This window comes from Kitasatospora cathayae (assembly GCF_027627435.1).
Classification (GTDB): domain Bacteria; phylum Actinomycetota; class Actinomycetes; order Streptomycetales; family Streptomycetaceae; genus Kitasatospora; species Kitasatospora cathayae.
In genome coordinates this window covers 5,316,245-5,333,826 of sequence record NZ_CP115450.1, presented here as the reverse complement: position 1 = coordinate 5,333,826, position 17,582 = coordinate 5,316,245, and the positions used below count along the sequence as shown (strand labels likewise).

The window sequence follows — 17,582 nt, the reverse complement described above, 5'->3', positions numbered from 1 at the left end:
TCGGCGGGCCCCCGGGAGGGGCGGTCAGCGCAGCACGACCCCCGGGTCCTGGGCGGCCTGCGGCACCTGGACGGTGCTGTGGTCGTCGCGCAGCGCCTGGACGGTGAACATCGGCACGTCCTTGGTGGGCAGGGCGAGCATCCGGGCGGCGACCACCGGACCGCCGGACTCGGTCTCCACGGTGAGCGCGAAGACGCCGTTCAGCCCGGCGGGCTCGGGCGCCGGGATGGCGACCGTGCCGCCGGCCGGGAGCTGGACCTCCTTGGTCGCCGGGGTGCCGCCGCTGCTGCCGGCCGAGCCGGTGACCTTGACGGTGGCGGCGTCGCCGGTGGAGGTCAGGAACAGCGTGGCGGCACCGGCCCGGTTGTCGGCGACGGTGGCGCGGGCACCGACCGGGCTGCTGCCGGTGAGCCAGGCCGCGTCGCTCTTGCCGTTGCCGCCGGTGCGGTCGACCCGCAGGCCGGCCACGACCGGGACGGCGTGCTTGTCGTCGCTGGGCGACAGCCGCAGTCCGGCGACCTCGTCCCGGGTGACCTTGCCGAGGTCGACGGCTGCCACCATGCCCGCCTTGACGTGGATGGACTCGTTGCCGGCCGGGGTGAACCAGCCGTTCTTGCCGGAGAGCTGGATCTTCAGGTCGGCGTCGTCCTCCGGCGGCGCCCAGACCACCAGGTGGGCGGCGGCGGTGTCGGCGGGCAGGCCGGGCAGCACCTGGGTGGGGGCCGGGTCGGCCGAGGCGGGGATCCAGTCGGCGCCCTTGGAGCCGTCGGCGGCGTGCAGCGCGGCGCCGATCCGCCCGGAGCGCACCACCACGTGCACGGCGAGGTCGGTGACGGCGCCCTTGCTGATGGTCGACAGCAGGACGGACTGCGAGCTGCCGGGGGCGACGGTGATGCCGTTGGCGGCGTCGTTGTCGATCAGGCCCTTGTCGCCGTACAGCTGGATGTCGACCACGGCGGCGGAGGACTCGGGGTTGACCAGGCTGAGGTAGTCGACCCGGTCGCCGGCGGTGCTGGCCCCAGCGAACCAGAAGCTGGTGTTCTCCGGGGTGCAGGTGAGGCCGGACAGGCCCAGGCCGCGCTGCTCGGTGACCACGGTGGTCTGGGTGACGGTGAAGCCGGGAGCGAGCGCACCGGTGGCGACGGCCCCGGTGCCGGGCGCGGCGTCGCCGTTGGTGGCCGGGCCGGTCGCCGGGGTGCCGGGCTTGGTGAGGGTCAGTTTGGCGTCGGCGGGGGCGGCGTTCTTGTCCGGGGCCGGGGTGGCCGGGGCGCCGGAGCCGCTCGGGGCCGCGGTCGGCGATCCGGTCGGCGCCGCCGTGGGCGATCCGGTCTGCGCCGGGGCCGAGGGGGAGGTGGTCGGCGGGGTGGCGGGGGCGGCCTGGTCGGAGAGCCAGCCGGCGCCGCCGGTGGCGGAGCCGGTGCCGGGCGGGGTGTAGGCGGTGAGCGTGGTCGAGCCGGTCAGGCCCTGGAACGGCTGCGGGCAGACCGCCGCGGTCCGCTCGACCTGGGCGGTGCTGGGGGCGACCCCGTCGTCCGCCGCGGCCGGGCTCGCCGGCCGGCGCACCTCGGCGATCCCGAACACCGCCGCCAGCACCACGGCCGCGGCCAGCAGGGACTGGGTGGTCTTCCCCGTGGGCCGGCCGGGGACCGGCGCCGCCGCGCGGGCGGGCTCGGCGGCCCCGGCCGGCTCGACGGCGGCGGGCTCGAAGGCCTGCTCGGGCCCGGTGCCGAACTTCTTCCTGAAAGCGGGCTTCTTCATCGCGGGTCAGTTCCCCGATCCGTGCTGGTGCGGACGGTAGTTCGCCGAGGAGTGGCCGGTGCCGCCCGGTTCATTGGGGTCGTAGTACGGCTCGCCCTGCTGCTGGTCCGGCAGCCAGGCCTGCTGGGGCTGCTGCTGGTAGGGGTCGTAGCCGTACTGCTCCTGCGGGTACTGCTCGTAGCCCTGCTGCTCGTAACCGTGCTGGGGGAAGTTCTGCTGGGGGTGGGCCTGATGCGGGTACGCCTGCGGCCGGCCGTCGTAGCCCTGGCCGTCGTACTCCTGGTGGCCGTACCCCTGGGTGCCGTACGGCGCGGCCGCCGGCTGCTGGGCCGCGTACTGGTCGTAGCTGTACGGGTCGGCCTGCTGGTAGGTCTGGTACGGGTCGGTGTACGGCTCTGTCTCCTGGGCGGCGGCGGCCGCCTGGACCGCGCCGGCCGTCGGCTCGCCGGTCGGCTGGGGCGGGACCGCTCCCGGCCGGCCCTCGTACACCCCGGGCTCCTCGGCGCCGGGCTCCTCGCCCTCGCCGCGCTCGGCCATCCGGCGGGCCCGGCGGCTGCCGGGGGCCGGGGCCTGCGCCTGGGCGGCGGCGGCCAGCGCGGCGGCGGCCACCACCTCCTCGGGCAGGTCGTCGTCCTTGTGGCTGCGCCGGCCGGGCAGGGCCAGCACCAGGATGGTGAGGCCGAGCAGCACCTGGGCCCAGATCCAGCCGGTGTGGACGAGGCTGCCCTCGCGGGTGACGCTCAGCTTGCCGCCGGCGGCCGGGAGCTTGAAGCCCTGCGCCCAGCCGTCGACGGTGGTGGGCTCCAGGGCGGTGCCGTCCACGGTGGCCTTCCACGCGGGGGCGGCGGACTCGGCGAGCCGCAGCACCCGGCCGTCCGGGCCGTCCGGGACGGTGGTGGCGATGTCGCGGGGCCCGGCCGGGACGACCACCGGGCCGGCGCCCGGCGAGGTGATCACCGCGCGCACCGCGGGGGCACCGTTGACCTGCCAGAGCGCGGTGTCGCCCCCCTGGTTGGCCTTGACCAGGCCGGGGGTGGTGTCCAGGACGTCCTTGAAGGCGCCGACGGCCTGCTTCTCGACCAGCACGTAGGCGATGCCGTAGCCGGCCAGGGCGTTCGCCTGGTCGGCGCCGGAGCCGGCCAGCAGGCTGCCGACCATCTTGTTCAGGCCGTCCTGGGTGCCGGTGGCCGGGTCGACGGTGGACTCCGCCTGGCCGAGGGTCAGGCCGGAGCCGCGCAGCACGGTGTAGCGGACGGCGCCCTTCTGTCCGGTGACCACCAGGGTGCGGGCCCGGTCGGTGGTGCCGGCCTCCTCGGCGATGAAGGCGGGCACCTGGCCGGCGTCGGCGCGGTGCAGCGGGCCGCCGGCGCCGGTCAGCGCCCACCACAGCCCGGTGCCCAGCGGGGCCAGCACGGCTGCGGCCACCACCAGGGCGGCGACCGGCTGGCGCCAGCCGAAGGCGATCCCGGCGACGCGGGCGTTGGCGCCGTCGGCGCCGATCGCGGCGGCGGCGAGCAGGGCGATCCCGGCGATCAGGGTGGCCGGTCCGGCCCAGGCGGGGACCGCCTGGCCGCCGGAGGCCGGGGTGACGGAGGTGCCCGCCACCGCGACCGCGAACAGCAGGCCGGCCCCGGCCGCGCCCCAGGCGGCGAGCACCGCGCGGCGCCGGTCGGCGCGCAGCAGCGCCGCCAGCGCGGCCAGCACGACACCGGCGGAGAGCCAGACCGGCGGCACCCCGGCGCCGCCGGGGTTGACCAGCAGCAGGCCGGCCGCGCTCGCCCCGCCGCCGTGCAGACCGGGCAGCCCGGCCTCCAGCAGCAGCCACTGCGGGTGCGACAGCACCTTCAGCGACCAGGGGGCCAGCACCGCGACCGGCACCGCGAGGATCACCAGGACGCGCAGGCCGAGCAGCCGCAGCGCCGTACCGGCGGAGCCGAAGGCGCCGCCGCGCAGCACCGCGAGGACCAGCGTCGCCAGGCACAGCGGCACGGCGAGCGCCCAGGTCAGCGGGACGAAGGCGGTGGCCAGGGTGAGCAGCAGGACGGTCATCCAGACCGGCCGCCAGCCGGGGCGGGCGCCCTTGGCGGCGCTCTCCTGGCGGATGCCGAGGCCGGCCGCGATCGCGGCGGCGCGGGCCAGCGGCGGCAGCAGCACGGCGAGGACGGCGGTGCCGATCCGGCCCTGGGCGAGCGCCCCGGTCGCGGCGGGCAGCAGCGCGTAGGTGGCGCTGGCCCAGGCGCGGACCAGCTTGGAGTCCAGCAGCGGCCGGGACACCAGGTAGGCGCTGACCGCGGCCAGCGGGACGGTGAGCACGACCAGCAGGGTGAGCGCGAGGTCGGCGTGGTCGAACAGCAGCCAGGAGAGCACCGCGAGCACGCCGAGGTACGGCGGCGCGGCGGCGGTGGAGCCGGTGCCGATCGGGTGCCAGGCGTCCGCGTACATCGACCACAGGCCGCCCGCGCCGTCGGAGGCGGGCAGCAGGGCGCCGCCGAACAGCTCGCCGCCGCCGAGCAGGCTGCGGCAGGCGATCAGGGCGAACACCAGCAGGGCCGCGAAGAGCACCGGCGCGGGGCGCCGGGCCAGCTTCTTGAGCAGCGCGAACTGCTCGACGACCAGGTCCTCGCCGTCGTCGTCGCCGCCCGCCTCGACCGAGCCGTGCCGGCTGCCGGTGTCGTCGCCGCCCCCTATCCCGAGCGAGGCGATCACGCCCTCGACGGCGAGCCGGATGGTCGCGCCGGGGGCCGGGAACAGCGTGCGGTCGTCCAGGGCGTCCGCCGCCCTGGTCCGGGCGCGGCGCTTGCGGGCGACCAACAGCCTTGGGAAACGGACGAGTTCGTGACCGAGCCCGGCCAGTTCGTCGACCGCCTGGCGCGGGTCCTTGCCGAGCAGGTTGGTGACGGCGCGCACCAGGGTGCCGAGCACCAGGCGCAGCAGCACGTACGGGAACAACGCGCCCTTGCAGTTGGCGAGCAGGGCGTAGACGGCGCCGGCCTTGTCCACCCGGTGCGGGTGGGAGGGGGCGCAGTCGATCGCCCGGCGCTCGCGGCTGGCCGCCTCGGCGTGCCGCAGCACGGCGTCGGGGGCGATCACCACGCGGTGGCCGGCGGCGTTGACCCGCCAGCAGAAGTCGGTGTCGTCCCGCATCAGCGGGAGGGCCTTGTCGAAGCCGCCGAGCTCCTCGAAGACGTCCCGGCGCACCAGCATGCCGGCGCTGGAGACGGCGAGCACCGGGCGGACCTGGTCGTGCTGGCCCTGGTCCTGCTCGCGACGGTCGAGGCCGGTCCAGCGCCGCCCGGAGCGGGCGATGGTCACGCCGACCTCGAGGAGCTGGCGGCGGTCGTACCAGCTGCGCAGCTTGGGGCCGATCACGCCGGCGCTCGGGGTGGAATCGGCGACCTGGAGCAGGCGGCGCAGCGCGTCGGTCTGCGGCTCGCAGTCGTCGTGCAGCAGCCAGAGCCATTCGATCGGCTGGGTCTCGCGCGGGCCGCCGCGGCCGAGGTCGTCCTCCTGGGCGAGCGGGTCGCCGAAGTCGTCCCAGCCGCCGGTGACCGGGTCGTAGCCGGAGGGGTCGAGCCGGTACGGGAGGTCTTCCGGACGCAGCGGCGGGCTGTTGAAGACCGCCTCGGCGACGGCGGTGCCGAAGCCGGCCCGGCGGCCGAGCACCACCGGGCCGCTCTCGGGCAGCCAGTCGGAGAGGGTGTCGGCGAGCAGCTGCGGGGAGTCGTCGGTGGATCCGGTGTCGACCGCGAGGATCCGCTGGACTTGGCGGTCCTGGCCGAGCAGGCCGGCCAGGGCCTGCGGCAGCCAGCGGGCGCCGTCGTGCGAGACGATCACCGCGGTGACCAGGTGACGCGGGTAGGCGGGCGGCCTGGAAGCGGTGAAGCCGCTCTGGTGGCTGTAGACGGTCATCGAGTGCGCGGGCCCCAGTTCTCGGTGGACACAGCCGGTGAACGGCAACCGGATGGCGCACCACACTAACGGCTCCGGACGGCCGCCTCGTGCGCGGTGCCGGTGCGGAGGCGGTGAAGAACGGGGCCGGGGAGGTGCGGAGGCGGCCCGGGGACGCGAAAGCGCCCCACCGTCACGGTGAGGCGCTCGTACGGCTGTGTGGCCGTCCGCCGTTGGCGGAGGGTCAGCGGGAGTCGGGGGCCACCCCGCTCAGACCGCGCTCTTCTTGAGCCGGCGGCGCTCGCGCTCGGAGAGGCCGCCCCAGATGCCGAAGCGCTCGTCATTGGCGAGGGCGTACTCCAGGCATTCCGAGCGGACCTCGCAGGCGAGGCAGACCTTCTTGGCCTCGCGAGTCGAGCCGCCCTTCTCGGGGAAGAAGGACTCGGGGTCGGTCTGGGCGCACAACGCGCGCTCCTGCCAACCGAGTTCCTCCTCGTCCTCCGCGATGCCGTCCCCGATCAACAGCTCAAAGAGCTCGCTCATGTGGCGCGCCTCCTCTGCCCCTACTTGGCGTCCCCGTGGTTGCCGTTGCCTCGTGCGGCTGACGACACGAGTGAAATTACAGTTGCGTCACTCTGGCCCAGTCAAGCCGAGCTCTGGTATTGGGGCCGGGATTCACTCCCTGGCACCAAGCCGTTACGAATAGTGTACATATTCGGACACATCGGACCTTCAGTCCGAAAGCCTCGGCCGGCAGCGAAACGCCGCAACCGCTGGCGGAATGACGCTCGGTCACCGCCACAGGCCGGTCATCGGCCTGCGTTCCCGGCGATCTTCCCATCGAAACATAGAGAGTGATGAATCGCCCCATCCGGGAAAGATCCGGACCTAATCCACTCGAATGCCGCATCCTCCCGTTTGACACCGACCCCACGGATGCGGTCTCCTTGCCCCCATGTCAGAGTTCGCCAGCCCCCGGAGCGGTTCCACGCTCCGCCGCGCCGTGAACTCCTGTTGTCGCCTCTGTTCCTGCTGTATCTAGGCGCCCGCGTCCCACCGCGCGCCGCCACCAGGAAGCACAGAGGCCGCCCGCGATTCCCGCCCCCAGGACATCCCGGATCCGGCTGCTCCCCGAACCAGCCGACTCATCCGAGGACGACCACCGTGCGCCAGATCCGCATCCGCAGGCGGAACCGCGACCGCAACAAGCTCGCCCGCCTGGGCCTCACCCCCACCCGCCGCACCGGCGGACACCGCTGGGCGGACGGCCTCAGCGACGTCTCCATCGCCGGCGACCCGCTCGCCTTCCCCCACCTCGCCCGCACCGACCTGCCCGGCCACCCCACCACCGTCGCCGGGTACGCCCGGCTGGTCCGCGAGATCGCCGCCGACCGCGCCCGCTGGGAACCGCTGGTCCGCTACGACGCCCTCACCCGCTGGTACGCCCGGCTGGAGACCGGCCCCGGCTACGAGGTCTGGCTGCTCAGCTGGCTGCCCGGCCAGAGCAGCGGCTTCCACGACCACGGCGAGTCCTCCGGCGTCATGACCGTCGTCCGGGGCGAGCTGATCGAACGCTCCCTCACCCACGCCGGAGAGAGCGCCCGCGCCCTGCGCCCCGGCGGGCAGCGGGTGTTCTCCTCCGGCTACCTGCACGAGGTGGTCAACGGCGCGCTCGAACCCGCCGTCTCCATCCACCTCTACACCCCCGGCCTGACCGAGATGAACCAGTACGGCGCCGCCGACGCCGTCCCCGAGCAGCACCCGCAGAGCCACCCGAGGGCGCAGGCCGACCGGCACTGAACGCGGACTGACGAAGAGTCCGACCGTGGCAGGATGACCCCATGCGCATCGTGGCACTGGCAGGCGGAATCGGCGGGGCGCGCTTCCTGCGCGGACTCCTCGCGGCGGTCGGACCGCAGGACGAGATCACCGTCATCGGCAACACCGGCGACGACATCCACCTCTACGGCCTCAAGGTCTGCCCCGACCTCGACACCGTGATGTACACCCTCGGCGGCGGGATCCACGAGGAACAGGGCTGGGGCCGGGCCGACGAGACCTGGTCGATCAAGGCCGAGATGAAGGAGTACGGCGTCGGTCCCGAGTGGTTCGGGCTCGGCGACCGGGACTTCGCCACCCACCTCGTCCGCAGCCAGATGCTCACCGCCGGGTACAGCCTCAGCCAGGTCACCGAGGCGCTGTGCGTGCGCTGGAACCCGGGCGTGCGGCTGCTGCCGATGAGCGACGACCGGGTCGAGACCCACGTGCGGATCACCGACGAACAGGGCACCCGGGCGGTCCACTTCCAGGAGTACTGGGTCAGGCTGCACGCCGCCGTCGACGCCGAGGCGATCATCCCGGTCGGCGCGGACACCGCCAAGCCCGCGCCCGGCGTGCTGGAGGCCCTCGCCGAGGCCGACGTGATCCTCTTCCCGCCGTCCAACCCGGTCGTCTCGATCGGCACCATCCTCGCCGTCCCCGGCATCCGGGAGGCCGTCGCCGCCGCCCCGGCGCCGGTGGTCGGGCTCTCCCCGATCATCGGCGGCGCGCCGGTGCGCGGCATGGCCGACAAGGTGCTCGCCGTCGTCGGCGTCGAGGCCACCGCCGAGGCGGTCGCGCTCAACTACGGCTCCGACCTGATCGACGGCTGGCTGGTGGACACCGCGGACGAGGGCGCCGTCGCCGCCGTCGAGGCCGCCGGGATCGCCTGCCGGGCCGTCCCGCTGCTGATGACCGATGTCGAGGCCACCGCCGAGATGGCGCGGGCCGCGCTCGCGCTGGCCGAGCAGGTGCGCAAGTGAGCGAGCGGAGCAAGGGAACCATCAAAAGGTGCGCCTTTCGCGAAGCCCCCGCCGAGCGCAGCGAGGTGGGTGCATGAGCCTGGAGATCCTGGGCGTCGAGGGGATCCCCGAGGTCGACCCGGGCGCCGACCTCGCCGGGCTGATCGCCAAGGCCGGGACCTACCAGGACGGCGACATCCTGGTGGTCACCTCGAAGATCGTCAGCAAGGCCGAGGGCCGGCTGCTGCACGCCGCCGACCGCGAGGCCGCGATCGACGCCGAGACCGTCCGGGTGGTCGCCCGGCGCGGACCGGCCCGGATCGTGGAGAACCGCAACGGCTTCGTCATGGCCGCCGCCGGGGTCGACGCCTCCAACACCGCCCCCGGCACCGTGCTGCTGCTCCCCGAGGACCCGGACGCCTCGGCGCGGGCGCTGCGCGCCCGCCTCCAGCAGCTCACCGGCCGCCGGCTCGCCGTCCTCGTCACCGACACCTTCGGACGGCCCTGGCGCACCGGGCTCACCGACGTCGCGATCGGCGCCGCCGGGCTGTCCGTCCTGGAGGACCACCGGGGGCGCACCGACAGCCACGGCAACGAACTGGTGCTCACCGTCACCGCGACCGCCGACGAACTCGCCGCCGCCGCCGACCTGGTCAAGGGCAAGGCCACCGGCGTCCCGGTCGCCGTCGTGCGCGGGCTCGGACACCTGGTCACCGCCGAGGACGGCGCCGGCACCCGGCCGCTGGTGCGGCCCGCCGTCGACGACATGTTCCGGCTCGGCACCTCCGAGGCGCTGCGCCAGGCCGTCACCCTGCGGCGCACCGTCCGCTCCTTCACCGCCGACCCGGTCGACCCGGCCGTCGTCCGCCGCGCGGTGGCCGCCGCCGTCACCGCGCCCGCCCCGCACCACACCACCCCGTGGCGCTTCGTCCTGCTGGAGTCCGCCGAGACCCGGGGCCGCCTGCTCGACGCCATGCTCGGCGCCTGGCAGCGGGACCTGCGCGAACTCGACGGCTGGGACGAGGCCCGGATCGCCCGCCGCACCGCCCGCGGCGACGTCCTGCGCGACGCGCCGTACCTGGTGGTGCCCTGCCTGGTGATGGACGGCTCGCACGACTACCCGGACCCGCGCCGGGCCACCGCCGAGCGGGAGATGTTCACGGTGGCCGCCGGGGCCGCCGTGCAGAACCTGCTGGTCGCGCTCACGGGTGAGGGGTACGGCTCCGCCTGGGTGTCGTCGACGATGTTCTGCCGCGACACCGTCCGGGCCGCCCTGGACCTGCCGGACGACTGGGACCCGATGGGGGCCGTGGCCGTCGGCCGCCCGGCGGAGGCACCGCGGGAGCGGCCGGAGCGGGGCGCGGAGGCCTTCATCGCGGTGCGGTAGGGGTTCTGTGGGGTGGGGGGCTCTCGGGAGGGTGGGTGGCCGGGGCGGTGGAGGGGGTGGCCGCTCCGGGGGCTGGATGATTTTCCGACTGCCGACTCTGTGGGTGGGGTGTTGGGCGCCGTTGGCAGTCTGAAAATCACCCGCAACGCCCCTCTCCGGGCCACCCGCTCCACCGCCCCTCCCGCAGCGCGTCCCTCTCGCCTGGTCGGGTGGGGGGAGGTGGGGGGAGGTGGGGGGAGGTGGGGCGTGGGCGCGCGAGGCGTTGCCTGTGTGCCCACTGAAGGGGCTCAGCGGTGGCGGTGGTCGTTGGGGGTGAGTCGCGGGCCGTAGCGGGGGGCGTGGGTGCCGGTGGCGAGGAGGAGGCGGCAGATGCGGTGGCGTTGGGGGCGGTAGGGCTCCAGGAGGGCGAGCATCTGGGCGTCGTCGCTGCGGGGGCGGCCGGCCAGGGCCCAACCGACCAGGTTGGGGAGGTGGAAGTCGCCGACCGAGACCGCGTCCGGGTCGCCGTTACTGCGCTGGAGGGTCTCGGCGGCCGTCCAGATGCCGATGCCCGGTACGGCCGTCAGCCGGGTGAAGGCGTCCTCGTGGCCCATCGCCGAGGCCTCCTCCAGGCGCGGGGCCAGCCGCACCGCGCGCATCACCGTCGCGGAGCGCTTGGGGTCGACGCCCGCCCGGTGCCACTCCCAGCTCGGGACCATCGCCCACTCGCGGGCCGACGGCGCCACCCGCATGCCCTCGGCGGGGCCCGGGGCCGGGGTGCCGAAGTCCCGCAGCAGGGTGCGCCAGGCGCGGTAGGCCTCGTCGGTGGTGACCTTCTGTTCCAGGATCGCCGGGACGAGGGACTCCAGCACCAGCCCGGTCCGGGTGAGCCGCACCCCGGCCGTCCGGCGCTGGGCGTCCCGCAGCGGGCCGGGCGGCAGCACCAGCGCCTCCGGGTCGTCCTCCGCGCCGAGCAGCACGGGCAGCCGCTCCAGCAGCCACTGCGCGCCCGGGCCCCAGGCGGTCGCCTCCACCTCGCCCGCGCCGGGGCGCGGCAGCACCCGCAGGGTGCCGATGCCGGCCGGGGTGCGGGAGGCGCGCCAGACGGCGCCGTCGCCGGTGGTGCGGTACGAGGGGTCGGCGGGGCCCCGGCGCAGTGGCAGCAGGGTGCGGACCGGGTCGAGCGGGAAGCCCGGCCGCCAGCGCCGTACCGCCTCGCTGCCGCCCGTCACTGCTTCGCCTCCTGTGGTGCCTGAGGCTATGAACGATACGCGGGGAGGGTGACAGGCCGGCGGGGCGTGGGCGACGGCCTCACTGGGCTTGGCGCTTGGCCGCGGCGGTCCGCAGTGCGGGGAGCCGGGCGTAGAGGGCGGCGCCGGGGCATTCGGTCTTGAAGGCGTCGCGGTGGCCGGAGATGGCGTCGAAGTCGACGACCGTGCCCTTGGGGTAGCGGCTGGCGTCGGAGGCCGAGGTGAGCTTGGTGTGGCCGTCGGCGGCCTGGCCGGTGAGGCCGAGCTTCCAGGCGGAGATGGCGGCGATGCCGTCGAGGAGGGGTTGGGGCGGGGCGTCGTTGATGTAGGTGCCGATGGCGGCGACGCCGGCGGAGTCGGTGTTGAAGCCGAGGGTGTGGGCGCCGTGGACGGGCTGGTCGACGCCGCCGGCCCGGCCCTCGTAGATGGTGCCGCAGCGGTCGACCAGGAAGTTGTAGCCGATGTCCCGCCAGCCGCTGGTCTTGACGTGGTACTGGTAGATCGCCCTGATCACCTGGGGGGCGTCGCTGCACTCGTAGGCGGTGGCGGTCGCGGTGTGGTGGACGAAGACCTCGCGGACCGGGCCGGTGTACTCGAAGCCCGGTTCGCGCAGGGACTCGTCGGCGCCCCAACCGGCCCGGGTGACGATTCCCGGGCGCGGCGCCTGGTGGCCGCCGTCGGCAGGGGCGGCGGGCTCGGCGGGCAGGGTGCGGGTGGCGGCGGGCGCGGGCGCGCCGGCGCCGGGGTCGACCAGTTCGAGCCGCAGTCCGGGCGGCGGTCCGGCCGGGCCGGGGCGGACCTCGACGGCGACGCCGTCGCTGCGGCCGGTCCACAGCGGGGCGGTGGCGCCGTGCGGGGCGTGGTCGGGACCGTCCTCGGTGTCGGCCTCCAGGACGTGCCAGTCGCCCCAGCGACCGGTGGCCGCGTCCCGGGTGCGGACCCGGACCGTACCGCCGTCCATCGCTCCGGCCGGGCCGTCCCAGCCGACGCCGAGGAGTTCGAACGGCCGGGTGGTGCTCGGTGCGAGTCCGTGCCCGGTGGGCAGCGGGAGCGTGGTGGTCGTGCCGCCGCCGGGGAAGTCCCGGCGCTCGGCGCCGGGGGCGAGGGGCGCGGCGGAGGCGGCGGCAGCGGGCTGGAGCAGCAGGGCGGCGGTGCATCCGGCGAGCAGCGCGGCCGGGAACGGGAGGCGCACGGCGGCCGGTCTGAAGAGGTGCGCAGCCTTGTCGGAGAGGTGCGCAGCCTTGTCGAAGAGGTGCGCAGCCTTGTTGAAGAGGTGCATAAACGGGATCGTCGCCGCAAACCGGAGAGCTCGCCACGCCGCCCCGCGCCCGCTCGGCCGCCCCTCCCGGCCTGCTACCCGAAGGCCGTAGGCTGGGGCGCACCATGACTGCGCCTTTCGCTGCCGATGCCCGCACCCCCGTCGAGCTGCTGCACGCATACCTGCGCGGCGGCACCCCTTCGGTCGATCCCGCGGCCCCGCTGGTCACCTTCTACGACGACGCCACCGGCGAACGGGTGGAGCTGTCCGCCCGGACCTTCGACAACTGGGTCGCCAAGACTGCCAACCTCCTCCAGGACGAACTGAACGCCGGCCCGGGCGACCGGGCCGCGCTGCTGCTGCCCGCCCACTGGCAGAGCGCCGTCTGGCTGCTGGCCTGCTGGTCGGTCGGCGTGACGGCCGTGCCGGACGGCGACCCGGCCGCCGCGGACCTGGTGGTGAGCGGGCCGGACGGCCTGGAGGCCGCCCAGGCCTGCGAGGGCGAGCGGGTGGCGCTCGCCCTGCGCCCGCTCGGCGGCCGCTTCCCGCACCGCCCGGACGGCTTCCTCGACTACGCCGCCGAGGTGCCCGGCCAGGGCGACCGCTTCGCGCCGTACTCCCCCGTCGCCCCGGACGGGCAGGCGCTGGAGACCTCGGTGGACGGGCTGCCGCTGAAGCTGACCGGTGAGCAGACCGTCGCGCTGGCCCGGGAGGGGGCGGCGCGCCTCGGCCTCAAGCCCGGTGACCGGGTGCTGTCCACCCTCTCCTTCGACGACTGGGCCGGTCTGGAGGCCGGTCTGCTGGCCCCGCTGGCGGCCGGCGCCTCGGTGGTGCTGTGCCGCAACTCGCAGGGCCTGGACGCCGGACAGTGGGAGAAGCGCACCGAATCCGAACGGGTGACTGTGCGCCTCGGCTGAGCCCTGGCGCCGTTCCGGCGGGTAGGGATCCCTGCCATGGCCGAGGACGACACCGAGCACCCCCCGACCGACGAGACTCCCCCGACGGACGCTCCCCCGAGCGGACCGGAACGCCCGCGCAGGCGCCGGCGGTGGCTGATGATCACCGCCGGCGCCGTCGCGTTCCTGCTGGTCGCCACCGGCACGCTGCTCTGGATCGCGTACCGCAAGCTGGACGGCAACATCACGACCGACTCGGCCACCGACCAGCTGCTGGCCAAGCTGGAGGCCGAGCGTCCGAGCCGTTCGTCGGGAGCCACGGGCGCCGAGAACATCCTGCTGATCGGCAGCGACGACCGCTCCGGCACGAACTCCTCGTACGGCGGCGAGCCCGGCACCCAGCGCTCGGACACCACGATCCTGCTGCACCTGGCCGCCGACCGGAAGCACGCGACGGCGGTCTCCGTCCCGCGCGACGTCATGGTCACCGTGCCCTCCTGCGAGAAGCCGGACGGCAGCCGCAGCAAGCCGGGCACGATGCAGTTCAACTGGGCGTTCGAGCTGGGCGGTCCGGCCTGCTCGATCCGCACCGTCGAGCAGCTGAGCGGCATCCGGATCGACCACTACGTGATCCTCGACTTCAGCGGTTTCAAGACCATGGTGGACGCGATCGGCGGGGTGGAGGTGTGCGTGCCGCAGCCGATCCACGACAAGGACGCCAAGCTGGACCTGCAGGCCGGCCGCCAGCTGCTGCGCGGCGAGCAGGCGCTCGGCTACGTCCGGGCCCGGGAGAGCCTGGGCGACGGCAGCGACACCCAGCGGATGGGCCGTCAGCAGCAGTTCCTGGCCTCGCTGATCCGCAAGGTGCAGTCGCAGGGGGTGCTGCTGAACCCGGCCAAGCTGTGGCCGGTACTGAACGCGGCCACCTCCTCGGTCAAGGCGGACGGCGGTCTGTCCTCGCTCGGGGCGCTGTACGACCTCACCCAGGACCTGCGCGGCATCCCCTCGCCGGACGTGGTGTTCCTGACCGCGCCGCGGCGCCCGTACCGCTACGACTCGGACCGGGACGAGTTCGTGCAGCCGCAGACCACCCAGCTGTTCACCGCGCTGCGGGAGGACCGGCCGATCGCCGTCCGCCCGCCCGGTTCGACGTCCGCGCCGGACGCGGGGACGAGCCCGACGGCCGTCGCCGGCTCCGACGGGGCCACCGCGTCACCCTCGGCGAGCGCCTCGCCCACCTTCGAGGGACGCACCGCCGACGCGGACGCCTGCGCCCAGCACTGAAACCTCGCGGCGGGCTTTGTCACTCCATTGCTTTTCCGTGACGGATCTCATACCCGGGACGATTCCCCCGTTCGGCTCGTTTAGGGTGTCCGGATCGACCCACCGCCCGAGTGGGTCGCCCCCGTGACCGGCCGGACGTAGGGAATCCCGTGCAGCAGGACCAACCGAACACCGGTGAGTACAACGGCGGGGGCCGCCGGGACAGCCGGCGGCGGGCGGCCGCGGTCGCCAAGCGGAACCGGCGCCGACGGGTGCTCAAGTGGACGGCGGGCACGGGCGCCCTGGTGATGGTCGCGGGCTGCGGCGGGGCGTACTACCTGTACCAGCACTTCAACGACAACCTGACCTCGGTCAAGGTCCAGCTGGGCGACGAGGCGGAGCGGCCCAAGGCCGCCGGGGACGCGCTGAACGTCCTGGTGATCGGCACGGACAGCCGGGCGGGCCTCGGGCGCGAGTACGGCGACGAGGGCAGCACCGGACACGCCGACACCACGCTGCTCTTCCACATCGCCAAGGACCGCTCCAACGCCACCGTGATCAGCATCCCGCGCGACCTGATGGTGCCGATCCCGGAGTGCCGGACCGACAAGGGCACGAAGATCCCGGGCTCGGCCCGGGACATGTTCAACACCAGCCTCGGCCAGGCCGGCCGGGACGCGGGCTGCACCTGGAAGACCGTCGAGAAGATGACCGGCATCCGGGTCGACCACTTCGTGCAGGTCGACTTCGAGGCGGTGAAGACGCTCTCCACCGCCGTCGGCGGGGTCGAGGTCTGCGCCGGCAAGGACATCGACGACAAGGACTCGCACCTGAAGATGTCCAAGGGTCGCCACGTGGTCCAGGGCGAGGAGGCGCTGGCCTTCGTCCGCACCCGGCACGCGGTCGGCTTCGGCGGCGACCTCACCCGGATCCCGCTCCAGCAGCAGTTCATCAGCTCGATGATCCGCAAGATCAAGAGCGACGACACCCTGACCAGCCCGAGCAAGCTCTACCGGCTCGCGGACGCCGCCACCAAGGCGCTCACCGTGGACTCCGGCATCGGCAGCGTCGACAAGCTGAAGGACCTGGCGCTGGACATCAGCAAGGTGGACACCAAGAACATCACCTTCACCACCGTCCCGGTACTGGACGACCCCAAGGACCAGGACCGGCTGATCCTGAAGCAGCCGGACGCCGGACAGGTGTTCTCGATGGTCGCCGGCGACCGCTCGCTGACCGAGACCGCCGCACCGGCCCCCGAGACCACCACCCCCGCCCCGGCGGCGCCGTCCGCCACCACCCCGGCGGTGGACACCAAGGACGTCCCGGTGACGGTGCGCAACGGCAGCGGGACCCGCGGGCAGTCCGGGCCGACGGTGGACCGGCTGAAGGCCAAGGGCTTCGCCAGGGCGACCGTCGGGTCCGACGCGCCGCCCGCCGCGAGCACCACGGTCTCCCACCCGGCCGGCCAGGAGGCCGAGGCCGCCGCGCTGGCCGCCGCCCTCGGCCTGCCCGCCGACGCCGTACGGCCGAACCCGAAGGCGGGCCCGAAGGATCCGCTGCTGCTGGTGCTCGGCAAGGACGTCCTCGCGGCGCCGTCGCAGCCGCCGACCGGGGCCCCGAAGGACCTCCAGCGGGTGCAGGCGGACGACGTCGACGTCTGCGCCAAGTAGCTACGCCGGAGCGAGGGTTCCGTACGTCTCGCGGCAGTGCTCACCGGTCCGGAGGCAGTGCCGGAGCCCCGGGCCGGCCGGCCGCGGCGGCTCGCCGGCCCGCTCGACGACGTCCGCGCCCGGCTCGATCCGAGCCGCGGCCGCACCGTCCTCAACTGTCCCCATGCGCACCGACGGTAGCCGGTCCGGGGGTCAACTCGCCTTGGAGAGCACGTCCTTCGAGGTCGGGGCGACGCTGCGCATCACCCGGCGGGCCAGTGAGCGGGGCGAGGTGATGAAGCCGAAGCCCCAACTGAGGTGCATGGTCGCGAACGCCACCGGCAGCAGTGCCTTGGCCCGGAACGACAGCCCGCGGCCCTCGACCACCGCGCCGCCGAGGATGCCCAGCAGGTAGGCGCCGGGAACCGCGAGGAACGCCGGGTGGACGGCGGCGCCGAGCACCAGGCCGAGCACCACCGCGAGCAGCGCGCTCGGCGGGGCGAGGTAGCGCAGGTTGACCGAGCCGCGGTGGTAGCGGGTGACCACCCGGCGCCAGCGGCCGTAGTCCTTGTACTGCTTGGCGAGCGCCCGGACGGACGGCCGGGGCCGGTACGTCACCTTGAGCTGCGGGGTGAACCAGACCAGCCCGCCGTCCTGGCGGATCCGGTAGTTCAGCTCCCAGTCCTGGGCGCGGATGAACTCCTCGTTGTAGCCGCCGAGCTTCTCCAGCACCTCGCGCCGGAACACCCCGAGGTAGACGGTGTCCGCCGGGCCGGCCAGGCCGCCGGTGTGGAAGGCCGCGTTGCCGACACCGATCTTCGAGGTCATCGCGGCGGCGACCGCGTTCTCCCACTCGGTCTCGCCCTCGGCGTGCATGATGCCGCCGACGTTGGCGGCGTCCATCTCGCCGAGCAGCCGGACCGCCGTGGCGATGTAGCCGGGCGTGAGCAGGCCGTGGCCGTCGACGCGGACCACTATCGGGTACTGCGAGCCCCGGATCGCGGCGTTCAGCCCGGCGGGGGTGCGGCCGGTGGGGTTCTCCACCGTGCGCACCCGCGGGTCCTCGGCCACCAGCTCGGCGGCGATCTCGGCGGTGCGGTCGGTGGAGGGACCGAGGGCGATCACCACTTCCATCGGCCCGGGGTATTCCTGGTCCAGGATGCGCCGGACGGCCGTGCGCAGGTGTCGTTCCTCGTTGAGCACCGGCATGATCACGGAAACAGCCGGCAGCTCCTCAGCAGCCTTGGTGTTCATCGGGGCCAACCGTACCGGTGCCGACGCGTTGCCGTCTTGTCCCGGTTCGGCCGCCCCCGGTCCCCCTGCGGGCGGCACCGGCGCCGTGCTCACGCCCACCGTACCGCCCCGCTCCCCCGGGCCCGAATCCGCGCGCGAACGGTGCAGGTTCGGCGCAGGTTCAGAGGGCGTGGTGAACGACGGTGAACAGGGCGAAGCCGGCCAGCGACAGGATGTT

At 74.5% G+C, this 17,582-nt stretch carries 13 protein-coding genes; 6 read left to right on the top strand and 7 right to left on the bottom strand.

Going from position 1 to position 17,582, the window contains the following annotated elements; genetic code table 11:
• Positions 1-24 precede the first annotated feature (24 nt).
• The 3 genes from O1G21_RS23875 to O1G21_RS23865 form a co-directional block, all read right to left on the bottom strand.
• The gene (locus O1G21_RS23875) at positions 25-1,758 is read right to left on the bottom strand and encodes a DUF5719 family protein (protein ID WP_270146634.1); all 1,734 of its coding nucleotides are present in this window, start codon (positions 1,756-1,758) and stop codon (positions 25-27) included.
• Between the two features lie 6 nt (positions 1,759-1,764).
• Entirely contained in the window at positions 1,765-5,667 is a 3,903-nt protein-coding gene (locus O1G21_RS23870) for a glycosyltransferase family 2 protein (protein ID WP_270146633.1), read from the bottom strand.
• A 249-nt stretch (positions 5,668-5,916) separates the two neighbouring features.
• Positions 5,917-6,189: a WhiB family transcriptional regulator gene (locus O1G21_RS23865; RefSeq protein WP_030062195.1), complete on the bottom strand. Its 273-nt coding sequence runs from the start codon at positions 6,187-6,189 to the stop codon at positions 5,917-5,919.
• A gap of 675 nt (positions 6,190-6,864) precedes the next feature.
• On the opposite strand from O1G21_RS23865, the gene O1G21_RS23860 reads away from it, so the two are divergent.
• From O1G21_RS23860 to O1G21_RS23850, 3 genes are all read left to right on the top strand, one after another.
• Entirely contained in the window at positions 6,865-7,446 is a 582-nt protein-coding gene (locus O1G21_RS23860; RefSeq protein WP_405000828.1) for a cysteine dioxygenase, read from the top strand.
• A gap of 41 nt (positions 7,447-7,487) precedes the next feature.
• Entirely contained in the window at positions 7,488-8,447 is a 960-nt protein-coding gene (cofD, locus tag O1G21_RS23855) for a 2-phospho-L-lactate transferase (protein WP_270146632.1), read from the top strand.
• Positions 8,448-8,520: 73 nt separating this feature from the next.
• Complete coding sequence (locus tag O1G21_RS23850) at positions 8,521-9,813, top strand: coenzyme F420-0:L-glutamate ligase (RefSeq protein WP_270146631.1); 1,293 nt, start codon at positions 8,521-8,523, stop codon at positions 9,811-9,813.
• 287 nt (positions 9,814-10,100) lie between these two features.
• On the opposite strand, the gene O1G21_RS23845 is transcribed toward O1G21_RS23850, so the two are convergent.
• Positions 10,101-11,024 carry a DNA-3-methyladenine glycosylase family protein gene (locus tag O1G21_RS23845; RefSeq protein WP_405000698.1) on the bottom strand — a complete coding sequence of 308 codons (924 nt, stop codon included), beginning with the start codon at positions 11,022-11,024 and terminating at the stop codon, positions 10,101-10,103.
• 79 nt (positions 11,025-11,103) lie between these two features.
• Positions 11,104-12,321 (bottom strand): peptidoglycan recognition protein family protein, encoded by a 1,218-nt coding sequence (locus O1G21_RS23840; RefSeq protein ID WP_270146630.1) that lies wholly within the window; start codon positions 12,319-12,321, stop codon positions 11,104-11,106.
• A 104-nt stretch (positions 12,322-12,425) separates the two neighbouring features.
• On the opposite strand from O1G21_RS23840, the gene O1G21_RS23835 reads away from it, so the two are divergent.
• The 3 genes from O1G21_RS23835 to O1G21_RS23825 all read left to right on the top strand — a co-directional run bounded on the left by O1G21_RS23835 (position 12,426) and on the right by O1G21_RS23825 (position 16,132).
• Positions 12,426-13,217: a TIGR03089 family protein gene (locus tag O1G21_RS23835; protein WP_270146629.1), complete on the top strand. Its 792-nt coding sequence runs from the start codon at positions 12,426-12,428 to the stop codon at positions 13,215-13,217.
• Between the two features lie 36 nt (positions 13,218-13,253).
• Complete coding sequence (locus O1G21_RS23830) at positions 13,254-14,480, top strand: LCP family protein (protein ID WP_270146628.1); 1,227 nt, start codon at positions 13,254-13,256, stop codon at positions 14,478-14,480.
• Positions 14,481-14,629: 149 nt separating this feature from the next.
• Positions 14,630-16,132, top strand: coding sequence for an LCP family protein (locus tag O1G21_RS23825; RefSeq protein ID WP_270146627.1), 1,503 nt, complete (start codon positions 14,630-14,632; stop codon positions 16,130-16,132).
• Here the strand turns inward: O1G21_RS23825 and O1G21_RS23820 are convergent, their stop codons facing one another.
• Together O1G21_RS23820 and O1G21_RS23815 are read right to left on the bottom strand one after the other, a co-directional pair.
• Positions 16,133-16,297 carry a hypothetical protein gene (locus tag O1G21_RS23820; RefSeq protein WP_270146626.1) on the bottom strand — a complete coding sequence of 55 codons (165 nt, stop codon included), beginning with the start codon at positions 16,295-16,297 and terminating at the stop codon, positions 16,133-16,135.
• Positions 16,298-16,324: 27 nt separating this feature from the next.
• Positions 16,325-17,365 (bottom strand): glycosyltransferase family 2 protein, encoded by a 1,041-nt coding sequence (locus O1G21_RS23815; protein ID WP_270146625.1) that lies wholly within the window; start codon positions 17,363-17,365, stop codon positions 16,325-16,327.
• Positions 17,366-17,582 lie beyond the last annotated feature (217 nt).